This window comes from Arthrobacter sp. TmtSoilC48, assembly GCF_059739425.1.
This window is the reverse complement of sequence record NZ_AP046049.1, coordinates 3,793,826-3,819,793: the sequence shown is the minus strand read 5'-3', so window position 1 is coordinate 3,819,793 and position 25,968 is coordinate 3,793,826. Positions and strand designations below refer to the sequence as shown.

The window sequence follows — 25,968 nt, the reverse complement described above, 5'->3', positions numbered from 1 at the left end:
GGTGGTGAAGCTTTTTAGCTCCCAACATCCTACGGGGTGTCCGTGGCCACGCCGGAACCCTGCTCCTGTTCCTGCGACTGTTCCTGCTGTTGAAGCGCGGTTGCTGCCGCGGAAATGTTCCGTGCCATGGACGGGAAGATGATCCCGTGGAACGGGTACACGCCCAGCCAATAAAGTCTGCCCGCCAAACCGCGTGGAAAGAAGATGGCGCGTTGCTTGTAAAGGCTCCCGCCGCCGTCGGGCTCCACCGCCAACTCAAGCCATGCACGCCCGGGTGCCCGCATCTCGGCCCGGAGACGCAGCAAATGTCCGCGGTCTATGGCTTCCACCCGCCACCAGTCCACCACCTCGCCGCTGCCCAGCCTCTTTGGATGCCTTCGTCCCCTCAACAGGCCCGCGCCGCCGGTGAGCTTGTCCAGCCATCCACGTACCCGCCATGCCAGCGGAAGTGAGTACCAGCCGTTCTTGCCACCGATGCCCTCAATGATGGTCCACACATGCTCAGGCTTCGCGTCGCTGTGGAAGGTCCGCTCGTCCAGGAAGACCTTGTAACCGGCCCAATCGGGATCGCTGGGAAGAGGGTCGGCGTCGATTCCGGCATTTGCCCAGGTGGTCTCCACCTGCCCGTCGCGTTCCTTGCCCAAAGCCAAGCCGACGGCACGGCGGTACGGCGTCAGGCCGCCGTCGGGCTGGGGAATGTAATGATCGACGTCGTACTCCCGCGACACGGCATCGTGCTGCAGTGACTGCACCAGCGGCAAGGACATGGAGAGCGGAATGGGCGTGACCAGTGCAACCCAAAGCCCGGCGAGTTTGGGCGCCGGAACCGGAAGGGCGATCACCAAACGGCGGGGCAGGCCCCGCTCCAGGGCGTACTCGTTCATCATGTCCTTGTACTTCAGGACGTCCCGGGAGCCGATATCGAACGTCCGGTTCAGGCCGTCCGGGAGCGTTGCAGCAGCCACAAGGTAGTGGAGCACATCCCGCACTGCGATGGCTTCGATGCGGTTATTGACCCAGCTGGGCGCCGGCATGACGGGCAGGGTATCGGCCAAGTGGCGGATCATTTCGAACGACGCCGAACCCGAACCGATAACGACTCCGGCCTGGAACACGATGGAATCCACCTGGGAATCAAGGAAGACGCGTCCCACCGTCTCGCGGGAACGCATGTGCGTGGAGAGCTCTGCGTTCTCCGGGTGCAGGCCGCCGAGGTAGACGATCCTTGTGACGTGTGCCCGGGTGGCTGCGTCCGCCACGAGGCGTGCCATGGCATCTTCCTTCGCCTCGAATCCACTGCCCGAAGCCATGGAGTGAACCAGGTAATAGAGCACATCCACACCCTGGAGTGCGTTCTCCAGGCTTCCGGCGTCGGACAGGGAATCCGTGATGATTTCGACGTCGTCGTGCCATGGAACATCGGCGATTTTCTGCGGGGAGCGGACCACCACCTTCACGCGGTGGCCAGCCTCGAGAAGACGGGGGACCAGGCGGCCTCCAATGTAACCGGTGGCGCCCGTGACGAGGACTGTCTTGGATGGCTGGTTTGGTGATGGCTGCAAAGGAACTCCTGGGCTGGAGGGAGGGGTAGGCTGGAATGACCCGGCATTCATTTGAATTTCCGGGCATTTGTGTTGCCTGCCCTTGGACCCACCCTAGGAGTTTCAGCCATGAGCCTCAACGGTCTGCGCCGCGCACTGGCGGAGGACAAGACTTTTGCGCGCGTCCGAACGGAAGCTCAGCGGCCCTTTTCGGCCCGGAGCACGGACTACCAGATCAGCGCCCCTAACGGGATGCGGGCAGTGCTGCTTGCGGAAATGGCCGATGGCCTTGCTGCCCTGGAAACTGAAACCGGGAGCACGCCTGTTGTGCTGGCGGTCACCGCCACCGGGCGTGAGGCGGAAGACCTGACGGCGGCGCTCGCCTCGTACTTGCCCGCGGAGTCTGTGGCCACCTTTCCCAGTTGGGAAACCCTCCCGCATGAGCGGCTCTCGCCGCGGTCGGACACCGTGGGTCGCAGGCTCTCGGTCCTGCGCCGCCTGACCCACCCTGAAACCTCGACGGCGGCACCCCTGCGTGTGGTGGTTGCCCCGGTTCGCGCCGTGGTCCAGCCGATCGTGGCCGGTTTGGGTGACCTCGTCCCCGTCACGCTGCAGGTAGGGCAGGAACGTTCGTTCACCGATGTTGTCCGCGCCCTCTCCGACGCTGCCTATGCCCGCGTTGACATGGTGACCCACCGAGGCGAATTCGCGGTTCGCGGCGGCATCCTGGACGTTTTCCCGCCCACCGAGGACCACCCCATCCGTGTGGAGTTCTTCGGCGATGAAGTTGACCAGATGCGCTGGTTTGCCGTGGCCGATCAGCGCTCTCTATCTGCACCCGGGATACACCACCCGACGGAACTGCATGCACCGCCGTGCCGCGAAATCCTGATCACGCCCTCCGTCATGTCCCGTGCTGCCAAGCTCAAAGCAGATATGCCGGCGGCGGCTGACATGCTGGAGAAAATCGCGGGTGGGATCGCCGTTGAGGGCATGGAATCCCTGGCCCCGGTGCTGGTGGATGCCATGGTCCCGTTCGTGGACCAGCTTCCGGCCGGTTCCCTGAGCGTGGTCATCGAGCCGGAAAAAGTGCGCACCCGTGCGCACGACCTCGCTGCTACCAACGAAGAGTTCCTGGAAGCTGCTTGGTCAACGGCGTCCGACGGCGGTTCCGCGCCACTGGATCTGTCCTCCCAGGCCTCCACCGACTTGCACGCCGCGAGCTTCCGTTCGCTGACTGACACCCGGTCTGCCGCTTTGGAACACGGGGTGTCCTGGTGGTCCATCACCTCGCTCGCAACTGACGAGGACCTGGTGCTGGACATCGACGTCCTCAACCTCCACGCCCGGGAACCCCGCGGTTACCAGGGCGAGGTGGCGGAAATGCTGGACTTCATTGGCTCCCGTGTCCGGGAGCAGTGGCGCCTGGTGGTTGTTACTGACGGGCCAGGACCTGCCCAGCGCCTGGTTGAGCTGTTCCATGACGCCGATATTCCGTGTGCACGCGTGGACTCGCTGGATAAGGATCCGCAGCCGGGCATCATCGAGGTGACCACTGCCGCCGTCGGACGTGGTTTTGTCCTTGACGGCCTCAAACTGGGTCTTTTGACTGAAGCGGACCTGCTGGGGCGCGCCACCGCCAGTTCCACCAAGGACATGCGGCGCATGCCGTCCAAGCGACGGAATGCCGTGGACCCGTTGCAGTTGCACGCAGGCGACTTTGTGGTCCATGAGCAGCATGGAATCGGCCGGTTCGTGGAGCTCATCCAGCGCAAGGTGACGGGTACGTCGTCGTCCGATGCCGGGCTGCGCGAGTATCTGGTGTTGGAATATGCAGCCTCCAAGCGTGGCGCTCCGGGGGACCGTTTGTTTGTCCCTACGGACCAGCTGGACCAGGTCACGCGCTACGTCGGCGGGGATACCCCGGCGCTCAGCAAGATGGGCGGCGCCGACTGGGCGAGTACCAAGTCCAAGGCACGCAAAGCCGTCAAGGAGATCGCCGGAGAACTCATCCGGCTCTACTCGGCCCGGATGGCATCCCGCGGACACGCCTTCGCTCCGGACACCCCATGGCAACGCGAGCTCGAGGAAGCCTTCCCCTATGTGGAAACCCCGGACCAGCTGACCACTATCAACGAGGTCAAGGCGGACATGGAGCGGGAAATCCCCATGGACCGCCTGGTTTCCGGCGACGTCGGATACGGCAAAACCGAGATCGCCGTCCGGGCGGCCTTCAAAGCCGTCCAGGACGGCAAGCAGGTAGCTGTCCTGGTGCCCACCACGCTGTTGGCCCAGCAGCACTACGAGACCTTCACTGAGCGTTTCTCGGGATTCCCGCTGCGCGTAAAGCCCCTTTCCCGGTTCCAGAGCGGCAAGGAAGCCAAGGAAACCGCCGAGGGCGTCAAGAGCGGTGCGGTGGATGTCGTGATCGGTACGCACCGGCTGCTGTCCAAGGATTTTGAGTTCAAGGACCTGGGTTTGGTGATCGTGGATGAAGAGCAGCGCTTTGGTGTGGAACACAAGGAAGCGCTGAAGAAGATGCGCACCAACGTGGACGTCCTGGCCATGAGTGCCACGCCGATTCCCCGAACCCTGGAAATGTCCTTGACGGGCATCCGGGAGACATCCACCCTGGCAACTCCGCCGGAGGAACGCCACCCGGTACTGACCTATGTGGGTCCCTTCACGAACAAGCAGACGTCAGCGGCCATCCGCCGTGAGCTCATGCGTGAAGGGCAGGTGTTCTTCGTGCATAACCGTGTGTCCTCGATCGAACGAATTGCAGCGCAGATCCGCGAGCTGGTCCCCGAGGCCAGGGTGGAAGTGGCGCACGGCCAGATGTCCGAGAGCCGACTCGAGAAGATCATTGTGGACTTCTGGGAGAAACGGTTCGACGTTTTGGTCTGTACAACCATCATTGAGACCGGGCTGGACATCTCCAACGCCAACACACTGATTGTGGATGGTGCCGACAAGTACGGACTTTCGCAGCTGCACCAGCTCCGTGGCCGTGTTGGCCGTGGCCGTGAACGCGCCTACGCGTACTTCCTCTATCCCTCGGAAAAGCCGTTGGGCGAGGTGGCGCTGGAAAGGCTCAAGGCTGTGGCCGCGCACAACGAACTCGGCGCGGGCATGCAGCTGGCCATGAAGGACCTCGAAATCCGTGGTGCAGGCAACCTGCTGGGCGGGGAGCAGTCCGGCCACATCCAGGGCGTGGGCTTCGACCTCTACATCCGGCTCGTCGGTGAAGCTGTTGCCGAGTACCGCGGTGAGGCCGAAGAGAAGGCCGCCGAGATGAAGATCGAACTGCCCGTCAACGCCCACCTGCCGCATGATTATGTGCCCGGTGAGAGGCTGCGCCTGGAGGCCTACAGGAAACTGGCCGCGGCGGTGACCAATGAAGCTATCGACGAGGTCCTCGCTGAACTCGTGGACCGCTACGGTGAGCCGCCCTTGCCGGCGCAGAACCTCATCGCCGTGGCCCGCTTCAGGGTAGGGGCCCGCGAAGCCGGGCTGTCCGACGTCGCGCTCCAAGGCAACTTCATCCGCTTCTCGCCGGCGCAACTGCCTGAGTCCAAAACCATGCGGCTGAACCGCATGTACCCGGGTTCCCAGGTCAAGCCTGCCTTGGATGCTGTCCTGATCCCCAAGCCCAAGACAGCCAGGATCGGCGGCCGTGATCTCCAGGATGCCGAGATCCTCCAGTGGGCCAACAACGTGATCGAAGCGATCTTCTCAGATGTACCCGTAAAGGCAGGCTAAACGAATGATGGGAGGACACCACGCCGCGTCAGGAGCCGCGGCGTGGATTGCTATTGCCTCTACCGGCCCTTACGCCTTGGGCTGGTACCCGCTGGACTCCACTGGCATCCTCATCGGAGCCATGGCGACGGCGGGCACCGCGTTGGTGTGCGACTGGGACCACCGGCACAGCACCATAGCGAATTCGCTGCCGCCGCTGTCCAATGTGATTGCGGTGGGAATCGAGAAAGCCAGTGGCGGCCACCGGCAAGGGACGCACTCACTCTTGGGAGCCTCGGCCTTCGTTGTGCTGGCGGCCATGGCAGCTCAATTCCAGATGGTCACACCGGTGGGGAAGCTCTCCGTCGGCGCGGGTTTGCTGTGCATGTTCATGATCAACCTTGCCGCCAAGGCTTTGAACCTGTTTCCCAAATCGGGGTGGATCACCAACTGGGTGTTCGCCGTGGTGATGGCTGGCCTGGTGACCTGGTTTGCGCCGGATCAGTGGGGATGGCTGCCGCTGTCAATGCTGACGGGAGTCGTGGTCCACATCGTGGGAGACATGATTACGGTGGGCGGTGTGCCGTTGCTGTGGCCTATCGTCATCAAGCCACCTAAATTCCTGCGGAAATCACTGATCAGTGGCATCTGGCGGGCCAACGGGGCCTTTTCGATTCCGCTGCTGGGCAGGGCAGGATCACGGCGCGAGTGGCTGGTTCTGATTCCTGTCAGCGGATACGCCATGGTGGGCATGGGCGTGGCTGCCTGGGCTCTGGCGGGGCAACACTGGCCGGGTATTTTCTCGGCGCTGGGCGGGATGCTGCAGCTGCCCTGACTCGGTCGGCGCACGGTCCGCATGCACGTCGATTGAAGCTTCCATCAAACCAGCGTCACGACTTGCGGCCTCCCTCCACTTCCAGACGGGCACTTGTACCCAGTTTGGAAAAAATGGAGGGTTTTGATGGATTTGGTCCGTTCACACGGCATCCACACCGGCAGTAGGCAAAGTCTGCCCACACAGGGGCGCGCAGCATCGTTGCGGCGCTCGCACGTTGATCTTGAAGTCATCATTCCGGCGTATAACGAGGCCGCGAGGATTCCCCGCACACTGATCCAGACCACCGACTTCCTGTCCGCCCAGCCGTGGTCCTCGCGGATCGTCGTAGTGGACAACGCCAGCGTGGATGAAACGGGAGCCGTAATTCGTCGTCTCTTCCCTGATGGAGGAACCGCCGTGCCGATTTCGGTGATTGGCTGTTCGCGACGTGGCAAGGGTGCCGCCGTCCGTCGGGGTCTCCTCAGCGGAACGTCGCGGTTCACGGGATTCTTTGATGCTGACATGGCTACTCCGTTGGAAACGCTGACATCCGCAATGTCGTATCTCCAGGAAGGTGCGGCCGCTGTGATTGCTTCCAGGCACGCGCCGGGATCCACCCTGGTACGGCCACAACAGCTTGGGAGACGGATGGGAGGGAAAGTGTTCCGCGCGCTCACCCGAACAAAAGTCAAGGGCATTTTCGATACCCAGTGCGGTTTCAAGTTCTTCGAACGGGACGCGCTCACTGCTGCCATGGTCCAGTGCCGGGCCTCCGGATTTGCCTTCGACGTTGAACTGCTTCTTCGACTTCAACATCAAAACGCCAGGATCATCGAGTTGCCCGTGGCATGGACGGACGGGGCTGAGTCCACTTTCCGGCCCATGCACGACGGCATAGCGAGTTTTGCGTCAGTTCTCCAGCTACAGAAGACCATGCCATGACCGGGGTACTGGCAGCCGAAGCCGCCATCACCGACCTCGCTGGGAAACATGTGCTTGTCCTGAACTGGCGGGACGTCAGGCATTCGCAAGCGGGCGGGGCCGAGCAATATATGCACCAGATTTCCAGGAGATGGGTTGAAAGCCGGACCAAGGTCACGTGGTTTACAGGCCGGGAGCCTGGCCAGTCGGCCGAGGATGTCATCGACGGCATCCGCATCCTCCGGGCGGGAGGGCCTTTGGCTATCTACGCGCAAGCAGCCCGCAGGCTCCTGAAAACAGGCCAGAACTTCGACGCGATTGTGGATTGCCAGAACGGAATCCCCTTCTTTGCACCCTTGTTTGTGTCCGCTAAGACCCCAATAGTCCAACTGGTACACCATGTACACCAGGAGCAATTCAGCACCAGGTTCTCCCCGCCACTTGCGGCCTTGGGACGGTTCCTGGAAAACAGCGGTGCCAAGGCGGTGTATGGCCAGCGGGCCATTGTTGCCGTATCGCCGTCCACGCGGCTGGAACTGCGAAAACTCGGATTTACGGGACCCATTCACGTGGTGCCCAACGGATCCATCGACGTTCCGGCGACCATCGGACCCAAGGATGCGGACCCCACCATCGCCGTGGTCAGCCGCCTCGTGCCGCACAAGCGGCTGGATGTGCTGCTGGGTCAGTTCGCCGCTGCTGCACGGAGCGTTCCCAAGCTGCGCCTGGAAATTGTGGGCGACGGTCCGGAGAGGCCCCGCTTGCAGCAGTTGGCCATGGATCTTGGCCTGGACCATGTGGTGACGTTTCACGGATATCAGCCCAACGCATTCCGCGACAGCCTGCTTAACCGTGCTTGGCTCACTGTGTCGACGTCGGCCTCTGAAGGGTGGGGCTGCTCGGTGATTGAAGCTGCGGCCTGGGGCGTTCCCTGTGTTGCACTGCGCGTTCCAGGTATCAGGGATTCGGTAGTGGACGGAAGGACGGGCTGGCTCGCGGAAACCCCGCAGGAATTTGGCACTGCCCTGGTGACGGCCCTTGAAGCCTTGCTCGATCCCGATACTGCCCTTGAGGTTTCTGCGCAGTGCCAGGAGTGGGCGCGCTGCTTCACCTGGGACCGCAGCTCCGAACTGCTGGCCGCTGTGCTGCTGGAGGAGGCGGAACGCCGGACGAGCACCGAACCGGGCGTCTTTAGCTCGGACATGTCAACGCTCGCACGCTTCGAGCTTCCCGCCGGCGCAGACCTCCGCAGCGTGCTTCGGCGGACAGATGAAATCCGGGAAGTCCGGGGCGAAGTAGAGGTCCTGATTAAGGGGCGCGATGAATTTGAGGCCTCTGCCCTCTTGAATCGCATCTGTGTTGTCGCCGCAGAACTGCGCCCAGCAGGGCCGGGCACCTTGCTGGCAGGGCCGGGGAGCGGTTTCACGCCTTCTGATGCGGTTGACGACCAGTAGGATCGGTGCCCGCAGCGGGCTTCCTGGCGTTGGCTACCATCGCCAAAGGTGCAGACTTCCTGCTTGTCGGAGAAAACAGGATGGCCCGGGCATTAGCCGGGCCATCCCATGTTGCGTGAAAGTTTAGCTTTCGCCGGCTGAGTCCGAGCGGCCAAGGATGGTTTGCGGAATCCAGAATGCGAGGGCGAACAGGCCCAGGCACACGGCCATCGGCCACGGGTTGTCCAGGCTGAGGAAGGACAGGGAGTAGATGGCGCCCAGGAAGAGCACGATCATAATCACGAACAGGACAATGCTTACGCCGAGGTTGTTCTCTTTTTCAATGGGCGCGCTTGTTGCGTTCTTGGACATTCATTCCTCCTCGGCCCCGCAGGGCTCAAAATCTGTGGCTGTCGCGGACGCCTCAGTAATCCGATGAACCTTGTTCACCTTTGACAATGGCTATTCCGGAACTCGCTCCGATACGTGTTGCACCAGCAGCAATCATAGCCTGTGCGTCAGCCAGGGACCGCACTCCGCCTGACGCTTTGACCCCAACATCGGGCCCTACCGTCTTGCGCATCAAGGCAACATCCTCAACTGTGGCTCCGCCGCCATTGAATCCGGTGGAGGTCTTGACGAAGTCGGCTCCTGCTTCCACGGCGGCTTCGCAGGCAATGACCTTCTGTTCATCGGTCAACATGGACGTCTCGATGATGACCTTCAGGATTGCCTCGCCGGCGTGGACAGCTTCGGCGACGGCGGTGATGTCATCCACCAGGGCGCCTTTGTCATTCGCACGGGCGGCCGCCATGTTGATCACCATGTCGATTTCATCCGCGCCGTCCAAAACTGCGCCTCGGGCTTCGAACGCCTTGACGTCGCTGGGCGTGGCGCCGAGGGGGAAAGCGATGACGGAGCAGGTCAGTACGCCCGAGCCTTTGAGGGCCTTGGTGACGGTCTTGACCCAGATCGGATTGACGCAGACGGACTTGAATTTGTACTCGACGGCCTCGGCGCACACCTTCAAAACCTCGGCCTCGCTGGCCTCGGGCTTCAACAGTGTGTGGTCGATGTACGAGGCGATGCTTGCAGGCGCGACGGCTTCGTTGCTCATGGGATCCTTCCGTGCCGGGCGTGGCCGGCCCGATGGCCGCAGGGTTGTCACTGCCCGTCAAAGGACCATCTTGCCACGATCATGTTCCCTCGTGGCACTGCAGCGGTACCACCACGCTGGAGGCAACGGCTATGCCGCCTTCGCGGCCTGCTGGCTGCTGCCCCATGCGCCCAAGAGCATCCCGGAAACGCACAGCATGGCGGAGGACTCGGCAGAGAGGAGAAGGCCCAGGCGAAGGCCGTCGCAGGAAGCGGCATCGCCGATCGCCCAGATGCCCGGAACCGAGGTAGCGAGGTCGCGACCTACTGCGATGCCGCCGTCGGAAGCTATCTGGAGGCCCGCGCTTTCCGCGAGTTCGGCGCGCGCCGTACGTTCTTCGGCGAGGATCACGAGGTCGCCGTTCATGCTGCTGCCGTCTTCGAAGACGATCCCGGTGGCAGGCACTGCGGAATCGGATACAAGCGTGTCTACGTTGGAAGAAACGACGGCGGCTGGGCGGAGGGTGGTGCGGACGGGACGGACTCCGCGGGCCCGGAGCACGGCCTCTGCCTGGCCCGCTGCGGGACCATTGCCCACGAGGATTCCCAACGGCCGCCGGCCAACGATTCTGGTGACGTCCTTGACCGCTTCGCCGATGTTCGCGGCGTCGTCGATAGTGGAGTAGCTGAGGCTGGCTTCGGCTCCGACAACCGGCGGGAGGCTGGGAGCCGACCCCGTGGCGATCACCAGTTGGTCGTAGGAGAACTCCATGCCATCCACCGTGGTGACGATTTTCGCTTCTGCGTCAATGAAACTTGCGGCCTGCCCGAACCGGACCGAGACCTGCGGCAGTTCTGCCAGCTTCAGGAGCGCGTCGGGGCATTCGTCGCGGTTGCTGAGCACGGTGATGGTGCCATCGAAGGGGCGTTGCCGGGAGCCTGATCCATCACCGGCCAGCCGCCGCACCAAAGCCTGGGCGGCCGGACCTGCGCCTGCAATGACAATGTGAACGGGGGTGGAGGACATGTTTGGCCCTTTCGCTGGCGTGACCTGTTGATCATCAGCGTAGAGTCCCGGTTTTTCGCGGGTGTTTCCCCGTTGTTGCCATCTTTTGCAGATCCGTAGTGCACTGTTTACCCGCCGGTAATAACGTGGATCACAGTGGCGGTCAGTACCGTGCCAGCAACTCCCGTAAACCGTTGGCAGCGAAGCTGGCCACTGCCTCTGCCCGGTCAACGAAGCCGTGGGCACCCACGGGCTCTACCGAGGCCAGAAGCCCTGCGGCGTCGGCAAGGCTCATGGTTAGTCCGGCAGTCAGTTTGTCCACCTGCATGCCGTGAACGTGCAATACTGCCTGGCGCGAGTCGGTCCAGGCATCCGGACCGGGATCGTCCCGCAAGGTGCGCGTCAGGGACACGTCCTGCCACCCGCCGTCGAGCCTGATCCGTGCACGGTAGGTGACGTCGTGGCCTTCCGTTTCAACGCGTCCATCCGCGAAAAAGACGCGGCCGCCGAAGAGCGGGTTCTCCAGGTATCCCGTGAACTGCGCGGGCGCACCGGACCCGGCCGTGGGCAGCATGACGGTGGCTTTGAACGTCAGGGGTGAGCCATCCAGTTCTCCACGCAGGGTGTCGTTGAAACGGACGCCCGCAGCCGGTTCTGTCATGGCGGTGCAACCCGCGTCTTTCGGTACGCCGGCTGGTGTCATGGTGTCCAGGTACGCCCGGGCGTCACGGTAACCCATGCCGATCAGGGTGTCGGCGTCGATCCTTCCCAGATAGAACTCGGGGTCAAGCGGGAGCGGATGTTCAGGACGCACCACATGCAGGACAAACTCGCGTCCAGCCGCGCTTGCAACCTCGAAATCCGCAAGGAGGGCTCCCATGGCGCTCATTTCGATCATGTGGACGTACTGCTCCAAGGGCCCGTCGCCCCAATATGGCGAGTTGCCGATGCACCAAATCAGCCACACTTCCTCGGCTCCCCGGCGCAGGGCTTCGGCTACATTGGCGTCACGCATCCAGACCGCATCCGTCCAGATCTTCCCGTCCCGCCGCAGCGGTGTCAGGAAGAGGGGAAGCGACATTCCTGCGGCCATGAGCTCCGCGTCAATCGCTGTGGCATCGATGGCGTGGCATTGCTTCCCGGTGAACTCCACCACGTTGAAGGAACCTTCGACGGCGCCCTGTTCCGCCGTGCGGCTACGGATAGTCGCGTCGTTGATCCCCAGGGCGGGAAAGACCTTGTTCAGGATGCCGTCCGCGTCACCAATAGCGGGCAGCGCCCATGGGCCCTTGAGGTAGTCACCGATCGGCAGTGCCGAGCCGAAGTCCTTAACGTCCACGCCGGACCAGCGCGTGCACATTTCCTTGGGTGTCACCCCGGACAGCAGCATCCCCGCCGTCAGGATCCCTCCGGAACTGCCGTCAACATGCTGGAACTCCAGGCCTTCCTCGGCGAGCGCCCGCATGACGCCGGCCTGCCAGGCTACGCGCATTCCGCCACCGGCGAGCACCAAAGAACGCTTCACAGTTCGGTTCCTGCTGCCATGGCTCCACTGATCCTGCGCCAATAGAGGAACAGGAGCACCGCCGTCGCGAGGTCAAAGAAAGCCACCAGCAGCGCGATGGGTGAGAAGACGCCGTTCAGTACCCCGATTCCGACGGCTCCGAATGCCCCGGTTTTCTGCAGCCCGGACCAGAGCACCACCTCGGGGGAGGGCACGGCGTTGAGCAGTGTGTGGAGGAGCAGTCCGCCCACCACCACCATGAACATGCCCACTGTGCCGAAGAGTTGCCGCATTCCGGGCGTGGAGTCGGCCCCGATCAGTTGCAGGACCGTGCCGCCAAAGGGAACCTGCACGGCACCGGTCAGGACCGTGATGACAGCAATCGCTGCCAGGACGGCGCGCAGTGGATCGGCGGTGGCCCAGGCCATCAGGCCGGGGCGCCGGGCCTGGTGGTGAGGCTGGTTATGGGGCTCGTGATGGTGGGCCGGCTGTGCCGGCTGATGGGCGGTCATGCGAAGGACTCCAGCAGGCGACCGCGGTCAACGAGCAGCCACACCATCGCGGCCCATGTCAGTGTTGAGACGTAGAAGCGGATGTCGTTGAGCATCATCCAGCGTTTGAGCAGGGAGCGGAGTTCGGCGTCGTCTGCGAAGTCGCCGCCGCGGATGCGCTTGTTGATGGGGATGATGATGCCCTGGCCCACCCAGGTCAGGACGATGATGCCCACCAGGCAAATGATGGCTGGTATGACGCGGATGGTGCCCCACTCGGACCACACCAGGATGCCGCCGGAAATGAACATGATGGGCACAACGATGGTGAAGAACTTGGTGGCTGCGCGGGTGGGGATACCGAAGTGCATGTCTACGTTTTCGCGGGCCAACGAGCGCCATGTTGGGTACAGGAAGAATTTGAGGACCCACATGGTGCCCACGTACATGGTTGCGCCGAACAGGAAGTAGAGCGCGTTTATGAGGAGTAGCCAGTTCATTGGATGCTTCCCGGGGTAGCGCGGGGGATGGCGCCGGAGCCTGGTGCCGTGCCTGCGGTCCTGCTCCGGTCCGGCGGTGCCAGCCATTCCTGGCTCTGGCCCAGGTTCACGACGCTGTCCAGCATGTCGCCTCCCCGAAGGGCGGCGGCAGCGGATTCTGAGGGTGCCGTGAGGAACCAGGCTTCGTAGTGGTCGTCCAGGACACCGTGGGCCTGCGGCAGCCAGGCGGTGAAGACCGGCTTACTCTCAACCTGCAGGTTCTTCAAAGGCTCGACGCCGGGCGCGTCACCGAGGATGAGGCGCGCCTTGGCCTGGGCGCCCAGGGCGATGTCTCCGGTGGCTTCGAAGTAGATGTCGGATTTCCAGAGCATGTTCCGGAAGACGCAATAGTTTGAGGCTGCCAGTTTCAGCGGCAACGCCAGGGGTTCAGGACGTTCAATTTCGATGTAGCAACCCAGTTGGCCGTCCTTGTCATATTGTGCTGACACGGTGGAATCAGTGACCACGAAGTCCAGGTTGGCCTGATGCTTGGGCATGCCCCAGATTCCCTTGCCTCCCTTGACGGAAACCTCGGAACTGACGGGGAGGTCCACCACGAACTGGCCCAGCTTGAAGGTTTTTTGGAAGATCAGCGGGAGGATGGGTGGGGCCGGCCTGCTGCCGTGCGTGATGGCGATGGCCAGTGAGTATTCGATGTACTTGCCGATGTCCGTTGACTTGTAGTTGACCACCGTGACCACCAACAGCCCTTTGCCGCCCAGGCTGAAGGGCCGCATCTCCGTGCCCGGGAGTGCTGCCGCCGCGGCTTTCTTGTTGATGGGGAAAGCGGCCATGAGCACGGGGGAGTCGTCGGAATTGACCGGCATGACGTACTTGATGCCATCGGCCAGTGCGTGCTGGCCACGGAGCCGTTCCTGGCGGCGGGGAACCGGGGACGGCATGAGCTTGAGCAGGGGAGTAACCAGTTCGGTGAGTGTTTTCATGAGTTCGGTTCCTTGGTTCCGTTGAGCTCCTGGACGATGACCGGAAAGGTGTCCTGCCATGCGTGATCGCCGAAGAAGACGTCCAGATGGCCATAGCCGGGGATGAGGTGGAGGGAGTCCTTTCCGGGCCGGTGTTGCTGGAAGAATTCGAAGGTGCGTTGCTGGCTCTCGGGAAGGAAACAGAGGTTGTCCAGCCCGGCGATGAATGCGAATCGTGCATCGGTTTGGGGAGCCTCGGCCACGAAGTTATCCGGCAGTTCAGGATGGTCTCCGGCAGCCACCATGTGCCCGGCTTTGATACTGCCGCCCATCTCCTCGAAGAACGTCACCGGGACCTCGGCGAACTCACCGCTGAGCCATTGGTGGGTGGCGTCGTCGAGGTTTTCGTGCGCCCAAAGGGCCGGGCGGCCGCTGCCGTAGGTGAAGCTGACCATCTTGCAGACGATGTTGTCGCACTCGCGGTGCGTGGCTTTGACCAGGCCCCGGATGGCCCGCGTGAAGTAGCCCTGCGATTTATAGCCCCACGCCGGGGACAAGTAGGGGGTAAAGACCTTGACCACCGGCGTCAGGTAGTCGATCTTCAACCGCGAGAACGCCGGCACCACGGGATGAAGGGAGACCGCGTTGGAGACGATCGTGTCCACCTGGGGCAGGAGACCGGCCACCGCGGACATGGTGAACGACGTCGATCCCTGGCAGTGGATGACGGCCTTCATCGTTTCCGCGCCGGTGGCGTTCAACACGTGCTCGACGGCGGCCGGGTGGTCGTACACGGCGGCGTCGGCGAGCGTCCAGGACAGGGGATCGAGATCAATGGATGCCCGCCAGTTCAGCATCCACACGTCCCATCCGTCCTCCAGCAGGACGTCCACTATGGTGGTCCGGACCGGAGGCCTGAACAGCTCTGCCCGGACGCCGGAACCGTGGACCAGCATGACCGGCCCTTTGGTCACCTCCACGGGCGATGTCACATGGACCAGGCTCAAAGGGGTGTTGTCCCGGGCCCGGAAAGGGATGACCTCGGTCCGGTGCTCGGCACGGGTGATGATCATGGTGCGGTTCCTTTCCGCGTGATGGTGATGGGTTCTTCAAGCAGCCGCACGGCGGGCAGGCCGGACTCCGGAACCAGCCGCGCGCCGTCGTCGTTCCGGGCCAGCTGCCAATCGCGGCAGACTGTGTCCACCACCAGCGGGTAGACAGTGAGGGTGCCGTCGGCGGCGAGGTGGAGGCGCAGGAAGCCTTTATGGTCTTCGATGGATTGGCCGGACATTTTCCAGGTAGAGACCTCCCCGCTGGGCGTCGCCAGGATGAACAGGGCGAAGGCCTCACTGCCAACGGCCCAGCCGCCCAGGTACACCGCCGCAAGCGCCAGCAGCAGGATGACGACGTCCGGCCAGCCGTTCGGCCAGGGAAGCAGGATCACGACGGCGGCACCCACCGCGAGCGCGGACAGCTGGTAGAGCGCGCCGCGGGTGAAGACCACGATTCCTGCCTTGGCAAGCCCAAGTAGCCGTGCCACCAGTGAGAGGACTGCGAGCAGGAGCGGCACCGCAAGGATCAGGATCACGATGAGGAGCAGCGTGTTTCCACGGGTCAGGCTGCGGAGGCTGTCCACGAAGGATTCCCCGCGGAAGGCGCTGAAGACTGTCCAAAGCGTTAGTGCTGCGATCACGTGCACAATGCCCAGGGACAAACCGAAGCCAGGGTTGCGGATGGGAAGCCAATATTGCGAGAAGGGGTTCGCGAGCCGGGGACCGAGCAACTGGGAATCTCCCTGGTCCGGGTAGAGGGTAGGCATGCGGGTGAAATGGCGGGGTGGGGGTTCCTGGTCCTTGCCGCCGTGGGCGTTTCCGGTTTGGGTGACGCTGGAGGACAGGCCCGGCGCGTTGTCGTGGCAGGGAAGGACGAGGTGCTCCGGGAGCCAATGGGCGTCTGAAAGGTACGCGCCGCCCAGGCCGCAGGTGATCATTTGCGTTCCGTCAGGAGAGGTTTGCTCCTCGTAGCGGGAGTAGTGGTGCAGGTCGCCGGTGAGCCATAGCCGGACGTTTGCGCCGGTGGGCTCGAACAGGCCCGTCACGGGATTGAACCGACGGCGAAGGTAGTCCTGCTCGAAAAAGTTGACCTGCCTGAACTCATTGGGTCCCGGGTGCCCGGCGTCAACCCAAAAGGGAGCTGCCACGCACAGGATGATGGCGTCTCCGGGTTGGAGCCGGAGGGTGACGTTCCGGTAAAAGTAGTCCAGTTGTGGTTCGTCGATGTACTGTCCGAGCTGGCTGTCCAGGCCCAGGATCCACCAGCCGGGCGTGCCGTCCTGCCGTTCGCCGGAAGCCTCCGTGGGCGATTGACCCGTGAGCCGGACCGCGAAGTAGCTGCGGGTCTGGATGGTCCGCCAGCCCCCGATGCTCCGTTGCCGGGTGAACATCCGGATGAACGAAGTGAGGCCGTCGTACCAGTCGTGGTTGCCGGGGAGCGCGAGCATGATGGGTGTCTCGTTGTGGGGCCCACTCTGCGTGCTTGGCACGGGTTTTAGGGCGCTCAGCGGGCCCTGCAACGCAGGACTGGGGAGCGCCATCCGGTATGGTCCTGCCATCCGGTTCTCGTAGGCGGCCGGTGAGGCAACGGGGTACACCTCATCGCCGCCCAGGACCAGGACCCTCCCGCGGGGAAGATCATGGCCGTCAACCGTTAGCTTGTCCTCGGCAAGCAGCAGCGCGACGGAGTAGGTCGCGTCGAAGCCGTCTCCAAGATCGGCGGTGTAATCGAGCCATAGGTCCACGGGCGCCAAGGGCTCGCTGGGCTTTGCGGTGCGGGACGCTTCAAGCTCCCCGGGCGACGGGAGCCCTCGGCTTGTGACCGGCGGCTGGGCCGGTTGGCCAGGGACGGGGAGTTTGTCCAAGCGCAAGGGATCCCCAGGGAAGCTCCCCTCGAGTTCCCTCTTGTCGCCGAAGTCCGCGAACACAGTAGCTGCCATGACCTTCAATGCCGTCCGTGCCAGGGACATCGGCGAGAGCCAGCGAACCGCTGCCTGGGGAGTGAAGCCCAGGACAGCACGATGCCTCGCAAGCTCCCAGCTCTTCATCTGCGTGGCCGTCGCAGTGGGCTCCGGACCGGGAACGGAACCCGTTTGAGGCCCCGCCCGTAGACCTGCCACAACTCACCGGCGAACAATTTCATGAAGGACGCCAAACCCGCGGCCAGCGCCGGACCCTCGGCACGGAAGGTGGTCAGCTGCTTGGCGAAGTCCAGCGGGCGGATGTACAGAATCCCGGCACCGAAGACGTCCTCCTCGCCGGGCTCTTGGACGTCAGAGGCTTCCGACGGCGGAACGTGGCCACGCAGGATTCTCGCGTACAGCGTTGTGGTGTCCTGCCAAATATCCAGCCCTGCCTCGTTATGGATCAACTTGTACCCGGTGAACGTGAACGGTGTCCCGCCCGGGTCCCGCAGCCACAACCGGTACAGCATGCGCCTGGCCGGCCTGCCGTCGTCGGAAGCGTCCTCCACAAAGAGGTTGAACCAGCCGCGCTCCACAGGCATCCGGCCACCGAAAAAGTCTGCGAGCACATACCCCTCCGCCTTCGCAGGGTGGCTCGGATCCTCCACAAACGCGTCCATGTCCTCTGCGGTAATCGTCAGCTCGAACATGATCCTGCGGCTCCGGTCCCTGCCCAGGCTTCGCCCCTTCTCCGGGTCAGTGATTCCCGGGCTGAACCAGCCATGCATCTGCTCCGTGAACCGTACAGACGTCCGCGCGTCTCTTGCAGCCGGTTGCTGGTCCGGCAGTTGCGGCAACCCCAAACCACGGCTCCTGGTTCCCGTCGTGGCAGCTGCGCCATCCTCAACTGCGCTCGCAGGCCGCTCCTCCCGCGCACCCTTGCCCTTGGTCGCGTCCGGCGCCAATTCGCGCGGAACCGAGGCGTCGACGTCGTTCGCAGTGTCGTCAGCGCCAAGCAGATCATCACTGGTCCAGTCGTCACTTCCGGCAGTATCGGCAGGGGAAATTCCCCTGTGTCCGGCACTGTAAGTGTCTTTAAGGACGTGGCCGTCCTCCAGGATGTGGTGGCATGCGCGTTCGGCGAAAGCGGAAATGGTCAGCGAAGGGTTGGCGCCCACCGGGCCAGGCATGGCTGCCCCGTCCATGACGAACAAGCCGGGATAACCGAACACCTCACCATAGGAGTCACACACCGCCTCGCCGGGATGGCGGCCGGATGGTGCGCCGCCAATCGGGTGGACCGTGATGACGCGCTTGGCCCACCACAGGGGGTTGTCGATGAAGTCCCCGTCGAGGTCCTTGGCGATCTCGGACATCGTTCCGCGGACGCGTCCGAAGTAGTCCTTGGACGTGGCCATGGTCCATGCGATAGCGAGCCTTCCGTCGCGAAGGGTCATGACGCCGTCGGGGATATCCCTTCCCATCCCGAGCAGCGGCACGGAACTGGAGGATAGGCGACCGTCACCCAGTGCGGCGGCGAGGTCGGCCGAAACGTTGGACCGCCCGGCGTCGAACAATCTGTCCTTCAGCAGTTGACGGGCAACCTTGGCTGTCCGCTTAACGGTGGTGCTGAGCTGGGCGGTCTCCATGAGCCAGTTCATGAAGGCCGGATACCCGGCGTCCTCCACGTAGTAGCCGCGGCCATCGCCGTCGTCGTCGTTGGAATCGGGAATCCGGATCGCTGTGGTGATGACTGGCCCGCGGCTGCCGGTGAGTGTTCGCACTCCCGGTGGCGAACCATTCGCGCCAGGAGTTTTGGCGCCCATGATGAACGTCAGCAGATCGCCGTTGCCGCTGAAACGGGTGCCCAGGGCGTCGCTCAGGGCGGGCAGTGAGCTTCGGTTACGCAGGAGCAGGAAGTTGGTGCCGAACGTGCCGGCGCCAAGGATGAGCCGGCGGCAGTGAATGATTCGTTCCTTGAGGAGTTCGCCTTGGCGCTCAGGATCGTGCACCACATAGCGGACCTCGTATCCTCCCCTTGCAAGTGGCCTGATCCCGCGGACATCGTGGAATGTGCGGATATCCGCCCCCTGATGAGCGGCTGCCGAGATGTAGTTGTGGTCCAGCGTGTTCTTGGCACCGGCGTTGCAGCCTATGTCGCATTCACCGCTGAGCGTGCACGTGGTCCGGACGGTGTTTGGACCGTGGATGCTGCCGTACTCCGGGAGGGGGAGTGGCCTGTTGGTTTGAGGTTCCTTGGTGGGCTCCGTGGAAAACGTGACGGCAATGGGTGGCCTGCTGATGGGTAGGCCGAGGGTTGCGGCTGTCTTCTCCATGGCCAGGGTTTTGGGCGTGTCATGGTACGGATAACGGACCGGTTGGAGCATGTCTTCTGCGGCCTTGTAGTACGGGTCAAGGTCCGCCCGCGTGAAAGGCCAATTCTCGTAACCGCCGCCAGGGATGGGGGACTCGTTGACGAACCATTTCTCGTCCTTGCGCAGGAGGACGTTGGCGTAGATTAGAGAACCGCCGCCCAGGCCACTGGACACCAGGCCCTCCGTGCCCCGGAATGTCCAGGCATCAAAAAGCCCATACAGACCGCGGTCCGGGTCCCAGAAATTCCGGCCCATCTCCGCGGGCGAACGCGCGAAACTACCGGGCGGATAGGGCTTGCCACGTTCCATGAGCACCACGGATTGTCCGGCCTCGGCCAGGCGAAGTGCAGCCACCGAACCACCGAACCCGGAACCGACCACCACGGCGTCAACTTCTTCGATGTGGTGTCTTTCGATGTCCTGTGCACTGTGGCGTGCCGGATCGGGTGCGGGATCCGCACCCGTATTCCCGCTGTTCCCGGTCCCCAGACGACCCATGGCCGTTCCTCTCAGAGGAAAGCTGACATGAAGGCAGCTCCGGCGTGACCGGGCGGTGCCTCCGGACTATCGCCCTTATGTTCCCACCGGGCCGGGGATCTGTCCATGAGGTGGAGTTATTCCTGTGATCCAGCGCGGCCGGCCGGATGTCACGCGATGATCCGGGTGAAGTTCAGGTCGAAGTCGTGCTCAAGCGGTGCACCGAGGTAGTTTCCCCGTTCCCAGCGGCCTGTGATGGTGTTCCCGTCCTCGCTGATGTGGCCAATGTAGCGTTGCGGCCAATCGGGGCCATCCCGGAAAAGGGTCCACACATTCCCTTCCAGGGTCATGTCCAGGACGCGGGCGACTCCTCGGGAATCAAAGTAGTGCTGCTGGAGTGCGCCGTCTGATCCTGTAGCGCCGATAGTGCAGATAGCATTCGGGAATTCCGGCCTCTCCACAGTGGAGCGTTGGATCAGGAAACCGCCGCCCTGCAGCCATTCGAACGTTGTTCGGCCCACAGCGTCCATGCCGGGGGCAGTAGTCTCCCATTCACCGACCAGGATGTTGAGTCGCTCCAACAGCACGGATGTCATGTGGTCCTCCTGAGATGTGTAGCCCCAGTTTCCGCCGCGGGTGGGGATTTGGCGAGGGTGGCCACTGGCTTCCTGACCCTCTTTGGCTGTCACTGGCCCACAAATCACCCAAAGGAGGTTGATTATGGCGGTACTCGTCGCCAAACAAGGTCAGGAAGCAACGCCCTATCGGGTTTCCCAGTGGCATGATGGGCAAATGAGTCGAGTGACGTGCGATCTGACCATCTCCCTGGACGGCTTCGTCGCCGGTCCCAACCAGCGAATGTCGGAGCCACTGGGCGACGGCGGAGAGCTGCTGCACCGATGGATGTTTGAAGAGGCCGAAGCCAACGCGGCCCAGGTTGAAGAAATCCTCGCTGCAGGTGCCTTCATCATGGGCCGGAACATGTTCGCGGGCCCCGGGCCGGACATGTGGGACGAGGAATGGCGGGGATGGTGGGGTGAGGAACCGCCCTATCACGCGCCGGTTTTCGTCCTGACCCACCATCAGCATGAGCCGTTGGAGATGCAGGGCGGCACCACCTTCCATTTCGTGACCGACGGGATCGAATCCGCCCTTGCCCAGGCACGGAAGGCCGCAGGAAGCAAAGACGTAGCCATCGCCGGCGGAGCCCGGACAGCCCGCCAGTACCTGGACGCAGGGCTGATGGACGAGTTGCGGCTCCACATTTCGCCCATGATCCTGGGCGGAGGCGAGCGGTTGTTGGACGGCGTGGGCAATCTCAAGCTTGAACCCACGGAAGTGGCCGGCACCAAACTCGTCACCCATGTGCGGTATAGCGTGGGCCGTTAAGAGGCCGCGTCACGGCCGCTAAGACGTCCCGTCAGCGCTGGAGCTTGCACCCACATCCAGCCCATTCATCATTCACCTTGAGCCTTTCATCAACCTCGCCGACCAGCAGGTCGCTGGCGAACCCATTCACGGCTGACCCCGACCCACACGTAAAACTCAACTAACCGGCTGCGCCCCTGACCCGCGCCGTGGAGTTGCGCACCACCAACTGCGGCATGAGGCGTTCGTCGGCGATAGGGGCATCCGGATTATTGAGCCGCTCCAGGGCTACTGTGCCGGCGGTCCGGCCCAATTCAACGGCATGCAAATCCACGGATGTGAGGTCGATGCCGTGCAGGTGTGCTGTCCTGGAATTGTCGTAGCCCACAAGGGACAAATCTTCGGGAATCGAGAGTCCCCGTGCGTAGGCCGCTTCACGGACGCCGAGGGCCAGCTGGTCGTTGTGGGTGAAGATTGCCGTGGGCCGGTGGTGCTGGTTCAGTATTTGTGCGGCGGCCCGCTCTCCTGCGTCCGGCGTGAAGTCCTCTGCGGCAACCGTCTGCGGCGTGAGTCCGGCGGCCCGCATTGTCTGCTCGTAACTCTGGCGGCGGACGACGTGGCCGTCGTAGACCGGGCCAGAGAGATGGGCGATGCGCGTATGCCCGAGGCCAAGTAGATGTTCAGTTGCCGCCCGAGCCCCCGCAAGGTCATCCGAGTAGACACTGTCCACGCCGGGCACCGGCCGGGTCACACTCACCAGCGGGACGATCCGGGCCATCTCCTGCACGTGTTCGTCCGAGTCCAGCAGCGTCGCGGCGATGATAATTCCGACCCGGGCCTCAATCAGCGATTCCAGCGCGCCGGGATCCACACCATCCACGGACCGCGAAACGCTCAGGATGAGCCGGTTGTTGTCTTGGGGGAGCGCCGTGCGGACGCCGCTGAGGACATCAGCGTAAATCTCGTTGCGGATATCCAGCAGATAAAGCCCGACGGCGGAACGGTGCTTGCGTGCCAGATCGGCTGCTACCGCGTTGGGCCGGTACCCGAGACGCTTCGCGGCCTCGAAGATGGCCTGCTTCGTCTCGTGGCTGACACCTGGCGCGCCGCGAAAGGCGAAGGACACCAAGGTGCGGGACACGCCCACTTCGCGCGCGACGTCGCTTTGCGTGGCGGGGCGGTGTTGAGGGTCAGGAGCCATAGTTCATCCTCCCACGGGCAAAGCGGGTAAATTCATCATTTGTTAGTTTGACCTTACATTTAAGCCTTTCGCGCGTTAGTCTGGATTCAGCGCGGGCGAGTATGGCCCGCAACACACTGACAAAGGAGTCCTGATGTCTGCTACGCAAACGCAGAGCAAAGGAACCGGCAATGCCGCCCTTCCCCCGCTAACCAATGGCCCACACCGTAAGCGGCTGGGCCTTGTTGCCTTGGTGGCAACGTTCGGCGGCCTGCTGTTCGGCTACGACACGGGTGTCATCAACGGCGCACTGAGGCCAATGACGGCCGACCTCGCCCTGACGCCGCTCACGGAAGGAATCGTCACCAGTTCGCTTTTGTTTGGCGCAGCTGCCGGAGCAGTCGGAGGTGGCCGCCTCTCCGATAGCTGGGGCCGCAGGAAGACGATCATCCTCCTGGCCGTGCTGTTCCTCACTGGTACCTTGGCCTGTGTCTCGGCGCCAAGCTTCGAGGTAATGGTCATTGGGCGCATTATCCTCGGCCTGGCCGTAGGCGGTGCTTCCACTGTGGTGCCCGTCTTCCTTGCCGAGCTGGCGCCCTACGAAATCCGTGGTTCCCTGGCCGGGCGGAACGAACTCATGATCGTCATCGGCCAGCTGGCTGCGTTCGTTGTCAACGCCATCATCGGCAATGTCTGGGGCGAAGTTGACGGGGTCTGGCGGATCATGCTCGCTGTTGCCGCCCTTCCCGCCATCGCACTGTTCTTTGGCATGCTGCGGATGCCGGAATCTCCTCGCTGGCTGATCTCAAAGGGCAGAAACCCGGAGGCCTTGGCGGTGCTGAAGACCATTCGTTCGGACGATCGCGCCGAGGCAGAAATGGCAGACGTAAAGCACCTCGCGGACGAAGAAAGGGCATCGAGGGCTACCTCATGGGGTGCACTGAAGGACAAGTGGATCCTGCGCATCATTCTTGTAGGCATCGGGTTGGGTGTGGCTCAACAGCTGACGGGCATCAACTCGATCATGTACTACGGCCAATCCGTACTCGTTGAGGCCGGATTCGACTCCAACGCCGCCCTCATCGCCAACATCGCGCCCGGTGTGATCGCCGTCGTCGGGGGTGTCATTGCACTGACGCTGATGCAGCGCGTTAACCGCCGCACCACGCTGCTCCTTGGTTTCACCTTGACCACGGTCTGCCACTTCCTCATCGGCATCGCGTCGATCGTCCTCCCCGTGGGCAATGCAGCCAGGCCGTTCGTGATCCTTTTCCTGGTTGTGGCGTTCGTGGGATCGATGCAGACGTTCCTGAACATTGCGGTCTGGGTGATGCTGTCCGAGATCTTCCCGTTGCACGTCCGCGGCTTCGCCATCGGCCTGTCCGTCTTCTGCCTCTGGATCGCAAACGCCCTGCTGGGTCTCTTCTTCCCCACACTCGTTGCCGGGATGGGTATCACGGGAACGTTCTTCCTGTTTGGTGTTGTGGGCATCCTCGCCCTGGTCTTCATCTACACCCAGGTCCCGGAAACCCGGGGACGTACGCTGGAGGCGCTCGAAGAGGACGTGACCACCGGCGCCATCTACCTGGTGCACAAGAACTAGCCGGTTTTCCAAACCGCCGGAGGGGAGCGCCGCTTAATGCGTCGTTCCCCTCCGGCGGTTTTTGCGAATATCTACAGACCGAGGTGCCTATTGAGCTCGTCCAGGGACTTCACAGTGGCGATGTTGTACCCGTCGGCGAAGGGTTCAGCACCACGGTCCAGCATGACAAGGTCCCGGAAGCCCAGGTTGTACATCGGGATGTGGTCATACAGGGGATGCGAGGAGACGTGCAGGAAGTCCTCCGGCCTGGCATCCAGGGTATCGAGCATGTACTCGAACGCTTGAAGACGCGGTTTGTAGGCCCGGGCCTGCTCAGCGGTAAACACAGCGTGCCACTCTGCACCGAGCTTGGGAATGCTGATGTCCAGGAAACTGTCGTCGGCGTTGGACAGGGCCACCAGCTTGTAGTTGTCGCCTTGGAGCTTCAGCGCAGCCGGCACATCCTCGTGGGCGACGGAGCTGCGTACCGCTTCAGCAAGCTCTGCGCCGGCACCCGGGGTCGGTCCAATGCCAAACCGCTTGCACGCGCGGTCAAAGGCACTCTGAAGGATCTCGACGTAGGGCTTGTAGTCGCCATTGACCTCGTCGAACCGGTACGCGCGGAATACCTTCTTGAAGGCAAGCCACTGTTCTTCGGGGATGCGATCGGCGAGCAAGCGCTGGGTGGTGGGGTAAATGTTGAAATTGATCAGCGTTCCGTAGACATCGTAGGAGATGTACTTCGGCCGAAAGTTCGTGTCTGCCATGATTCGTCCGTTCTTAAGGATCTTGTATTTTTTTGGGGGTAGAGGAGGGGATTCTTAGGCTCAACCCAGAGCCAGTGAGGAGAGCCGTGCGTCTGGTCCGAGGAACCTCGCGGGGTTCAGGAAACTGACGTCTGTGGCCGTTGTTCCGTCCAGCACAAGGTCTGCGGCAACGGCTCCCAGCGCGGAGGCCATCTTGAAGCCGTGGCCGGAGAAGCCGGCGGCGGCCACCACGCCTTCCATTCCGGGAACCAGCCCCAGCAGCCCCGTCGCGTCAGGCAAATGACCATCCGCGCACACGGCAACCCGAAGGGGTTCCGGAACCAGTCCGGGAATGAACTCCCGGACCCACGCCCGGATGGTGTTCAAATGCCGGGGATCCCAGGTAGGAGGCTTCTCCATGGACTCAACCTCATCCAGGAATATGCTCGCGACGACTTTCACCGTCCAACCGTCAGCACTCGGGAATCCGTAGAACTGGGCTTTGTCCGGCCTGCCGTCTTCCTCGGCCCTCCTGAGGAAGACCGGCATGTCTTCCCTGCAGAATGTTGCCGGGTCCGCAGCGGGGAACCAGGTAAGGATTTGCGGCAGGACGGAAAGGTGGACGCCGAGTTCTTTGCAGAGTGCTCCCGCACCGTTGCCTTGGGAGATGATCACCCGCGAGGCAATGATTTCTTCCTGGTCTGTCCGGACGAGGTATCGGTCACCATGCTTCTCAACGCTGTGTGCTTTCCGGTTTCCGAGGAACCGGGCGCCAAGGCGGGCGGCCTCTGCCAGGGCCACCGTCACGGCCTTCTCCGACTTCAGGTAACCGCCCTCCGGATCAAGGATTGTAACGTCCGTGTCCCTAATCACGTGTTCGGGATACTTTGCCCTTGCTTCTTCGCCCCGGAGAAGCTGGTAGTCAAGGCCGTTGTCTTTCCCCGCTGCAAGGAGGGATGCCAGCCGCGGGTTGTTGTCGTCGTAAATCGTGACAGCGCCGGTGGTGGTGAGTAGCTCGGTACCGGTGGCTTTCTCCAGTTCACGCCAAAGGTCCTGTGACCTCTGTAGGAGAGGGGTGTAGTGCCCGCCTTCTGCGTATACCTTGCGGAAGATACGGGATTCCCCGGCGTAGGCGGAGAAGGGGCCCGGGATTGAAAACCTGTCAATTCCGATGACCCGCTGACCGCGGGAGGCGAGCTGCCAACTTGCCATGCTTCCTACGGAGCCGACACCGACGATGACGACGTCCGTTTCGAGTGCAGTCATGCTTTAC

21 protein-coding genes are annotated in these 25,968 nt (G+C 62.9%); 6 read left to right on the top strand and 15 right to left on the bottom strand.

Features of this window, described 5'->3' with window-relative positions; genetic code table 11:
• Window positions 1-29: 29 nt before the first annotated feature.
• A complete protein-coding gene (locus tag AC6I97_RS17610; RefSeq protein WP_497945633.1) occupies window positions 30-1,613 on the bottom strand; it encodes an SDR family oxidoreductase in 1,584 nt (527 codons plus the stop codon).
• A gap of 57 nt (window positions 1,614-1,670) precedes the next feature.
• Between AC6I97_RS17610 and mfd the strand changes: the two genes are divergently transcribed.
• The 4 genes from mfd to AC6I97_RS17590 all read left to right on the top strand — a co-directional run bounded on the left by mfd (window position 1,671) and on the right by AC6I97_RS17590 (window position 8,474).
• Window positions 1,671-5,303, top strand: coding sequence for a transcription-repair coupling factor (gene mfd / locus AC6I97_RS17605; protein ID WP_497945631.1), 3,633 nt, complete (start codon window positions 1,671-1,673; stop codon window positions 5,301-5,303).
• 4 nt (window positions 5,304-5,307) lie between these two features.
• On the top strand, window positions 5,308-6,117 hold the full coding sequence (locus AC6I97_RS17600; protein WP_224166861.1) for a metal-dependent hydrolase: 810 nt from the start codon (window positions 5,308-5,310) through the stop codon (window positions 6,115-6,117).
• A gap of 126 nt (window positions 6,118-6,243) precedes the next feature.
• Window positions 6,244-7,041, top strand: coding sequence for a glycosyltransferase (locus AC6I97_RS17595; protein WP_497945630.1), 798 nt, complete (start codon window positions 6,244-6,246; stop codon window positions 7,039-7,041).
• Window positions 7,038-8,474 (top strand): glycosyltransferase family 4 protein, encoded by a 1,437-nt coding sequence (locus tag AC6I97_RS17590; protein WP_497945628.1) that lies wholly within the window; start codon window positions 7,038-7,040, stop codon window positions 8,472-8,474. The genes AC6I97_RS17595 and AC6I97_RS17590 overlap by 4 nt, the downstream gene beginning before the upstream one ends.
• Before the next feature lie 123 nt (window positions 8,475-8,597).
• Here the strand turns inward: AC6I97_RS17590 and AC6I97_RS17585 are convergent, their stop codons facing one another.
• The 11 genes from AC6I97_RS17585 to AC6I97_RS17535 all read right to left on the bottom strand — a co-directional run bounded on the left by AC6I97_RS17585 (window position 8,598) and on the right by AC6I97_RS17535 (window position 20,415).
• Complete coding sequence (locus AC6I97_RS17585; protein ID WP_224091770.1) at window positions 8,598-8,825, bottom strand: hypothetical protein; 228 nt, start codon at window positions 8,823-8,825, stop codon at window positions 8,598-8,600.
• Between the two features lie 52 nt (window positions 8,826-8,877).
• The gene (deoC, locus tag AC6I97_RS17580) at window positions 8,878-9,570 is read right to left on the bottom strand and encodes a deoxyribose-phosphate aldolase (RefSeq protein ID WP_224091772.1); all 693 of its coding nucleotides are present in this window, start codon (window positions 9,568-9,570) and stop codon (window positions 8,878-8,880) included.
• A gap of 129 nt (window positions 9,571-9,699) precedes the next feature.
• Window positions 9,700-10,575 (bottom strand): FAD-dependent oxidoreductase, encoded by an 876-nt coding sequence (locus AC6I97_RS17575; protein ID WP_497945623.1) that lies wholly within the window; start codon window positions 10,573-10,575, stop codon window positions 9,700-9,702.
• 142 nt (window positions 10,576-10,717) lie between these two features.
• Entirely contained in the window at window positions 10,718-12,079 is a 1,362-nt protein-coding gene (locus AC6I97_RS17570; RefSeq protein WP_497945621.1) for a patatin-like phospholipase family protein, read from the bottom strand.
• A complete protein-coding gene (locus tag AC6I97_RS17565; protein WP_497945619.1) occupies window positions 12,076-12,570 on the bottom strand; it encodes a hypothetical protein in 495 nt (164 codons plus the stop codon). The genes AC6I97_RS17570 and AC6I97_RS17565 overlap by 4 nt, the downstream gene beginning before the upstream one ends.
• Window positions 12,567-13,049: a DUF1772 domain-containing protein gene (locus AC6I97_RS17560; RefSeq protein WP_224166867.1), complete on the bottom strand. Its 483-nt coding sequence runs from the start codon at window positions 13,047-13,049 to the stop codon at window positions 12,567-12,569. Before AC6I97_RS17560 ends, AC6I97_RS17565 begins: the two co-directional genes overlap by 4 nt.
• Entirely contained in the window at window positions 13,046-14,032 is a 987-nt protein-coding gene (locus AC6I97_RS17555) for an acetoacetate decarboxylase family protein (protein ID WP_497945615.1), read from the bottom strand. The genes AC6I97_RS17560 and AC6I97_RS17555 overlap by 4 nt, the downstream gene beginning before the upstream one ends.
• The gene (locus tag AC6I97_RS17550; RefSeq protein ID WP_497945611.1) at window positions 14,029-15,084 is read right to left on the bottom strand and encodes an alpha/beta fold hydrolase; all 1,056 of its coding nucleotides are present in this window, start codon (window positions 15,082-15,084) and stop codon (window positions 14,029-14,031) included. Before AC6I97_RS17550 ends, AC6I97_RS17555 begins: the two co-directional genes overlap by 4 nt.
• Window positions 15,081-17,111, bottom strand: coding sequence for a hypothetical protein (locus tag AC6I97_RS17545; protein WP_497945609.1), 2,031 nt, complete (start codon window positions 17,109-17,111; stop codon window positions 15,081-15,083). The genes AC6I97_RS17550 and AC6I97_RS17545 overlap by 4 nt, the downstream gene beginning before the upstream one ends.
• The gene (locus AC6I97_RS17540; RefSeq protein ID WP_497945606.1) at window positions 17,108-19,840 is read right to left on the bottom strand and encodes a GMC oxidoreductase; all 2,733 of its coding nucleotides are present in this window, start codon (window positions 19,838-19,840) and stop codon (window positions 17,108-17,110) included. Before AC6I97_RS17540 ends, AC6I97_RS17545 begins: the two co-directional genes overlap by 4 nt.
• Before the next feature lie 149 nt (window positions 19,841-19,989).
• Window positions 19,990-20,415 carry a hypothetical protein gene (locus AC6I97_RS17535; protein WP_224091845.1) on the bottom strand — a complete coding sequence of 142 codons (426 nt, stop codon included), beginning with the start codon at window positions 20,413-20,415 and terminating at the stop codon, window positions 19,990-19,992.
• A 196-nt stretch (window positions 20,416-20,611) separates the two neighbouring features.
• Here AC6I97_RS17535 and AC6I97_RS17530 point away from each other — a divergent pair, with 196 nt between their 5' ends.
• Window positions 20,612-21,208, top strand: a complete 597-nt coding sequence (locus tag AC6I97_RS17530) for a dihydrofolate reductase family protein (protein WP_224167488.1) — start codon at window positions 20,612-20,614, stop codon at window positions 21,206-21,208.
• Between the two features lie 160 nt (window positions 21,209-21,368).
• Here the strand turns inward: AC6I97_RS17530 and AC6I97_RS17525 are convergent, their stop codons facing one another.
• On the bottom strand, window positions 21,369-22,388 hold the full coding sequence (locus AC6I97_RS17525; protein ID WP_497945603.1) for a LacI family DNA-binding transcriptional regulator: 1,020 nt from the start codon (window positions 22,386-22,388) through the stop codon (window positions 21,369-21,371).
• A gap of 133 nt (window positions 22,389-22,521) precedes the next feature.
• Here AC6I97_RS17525 and AC6I97_RS17520 point away from each other — a divergent pair, with 133 nt between their 5' ends.
• Entirely contained in the window at window positions 22,522-23,970 is a 1,449-nt protein-coding gene (locus tag AC6I97_RS17520) for a sugar porter family MFS transporter (RefSeq protein ID WP_497945601.1), read from the top strand.
• A gap of 71 nt (window positions 23,971-24,041) precedes the next feature.
• Here AC6I97_RS17520 and AC6I97_RS17515 read toward each other — a convergent pair whose 3' ends face one another.
• Both AC6I97_RS17515 and solA read right to left on the bottom strand, forming a co-directional pair.
• Complete coding sequence (locus tag AC6I97_RS17515; RefSeq protein WP_224091862.1) at window positions 24,042-24,716, bottom strand: haloacid dehalogenase type II; 675 nt, start codon at window positions 24,714-24,716, stop codon at window positions 24,042-24,044.
• A 60-nt stretch (window positions 24,717-24,776) separates the two neighbouring features.
• Window positions 24,777-25,961: an N-methyl-L-tryptophan oxidase gene (solA, locus tag AC6I97_RS17510; protein ID WP_497945596.1), complete on the bottom strand. Its 1,185-nt coding sequence runs from the start codon at window positions 25,959-25,961 to the stop codon at window positions 24,777-24,779.
• Window positions 25,962-25,968 lie beyond the last annotated feature (7 nt).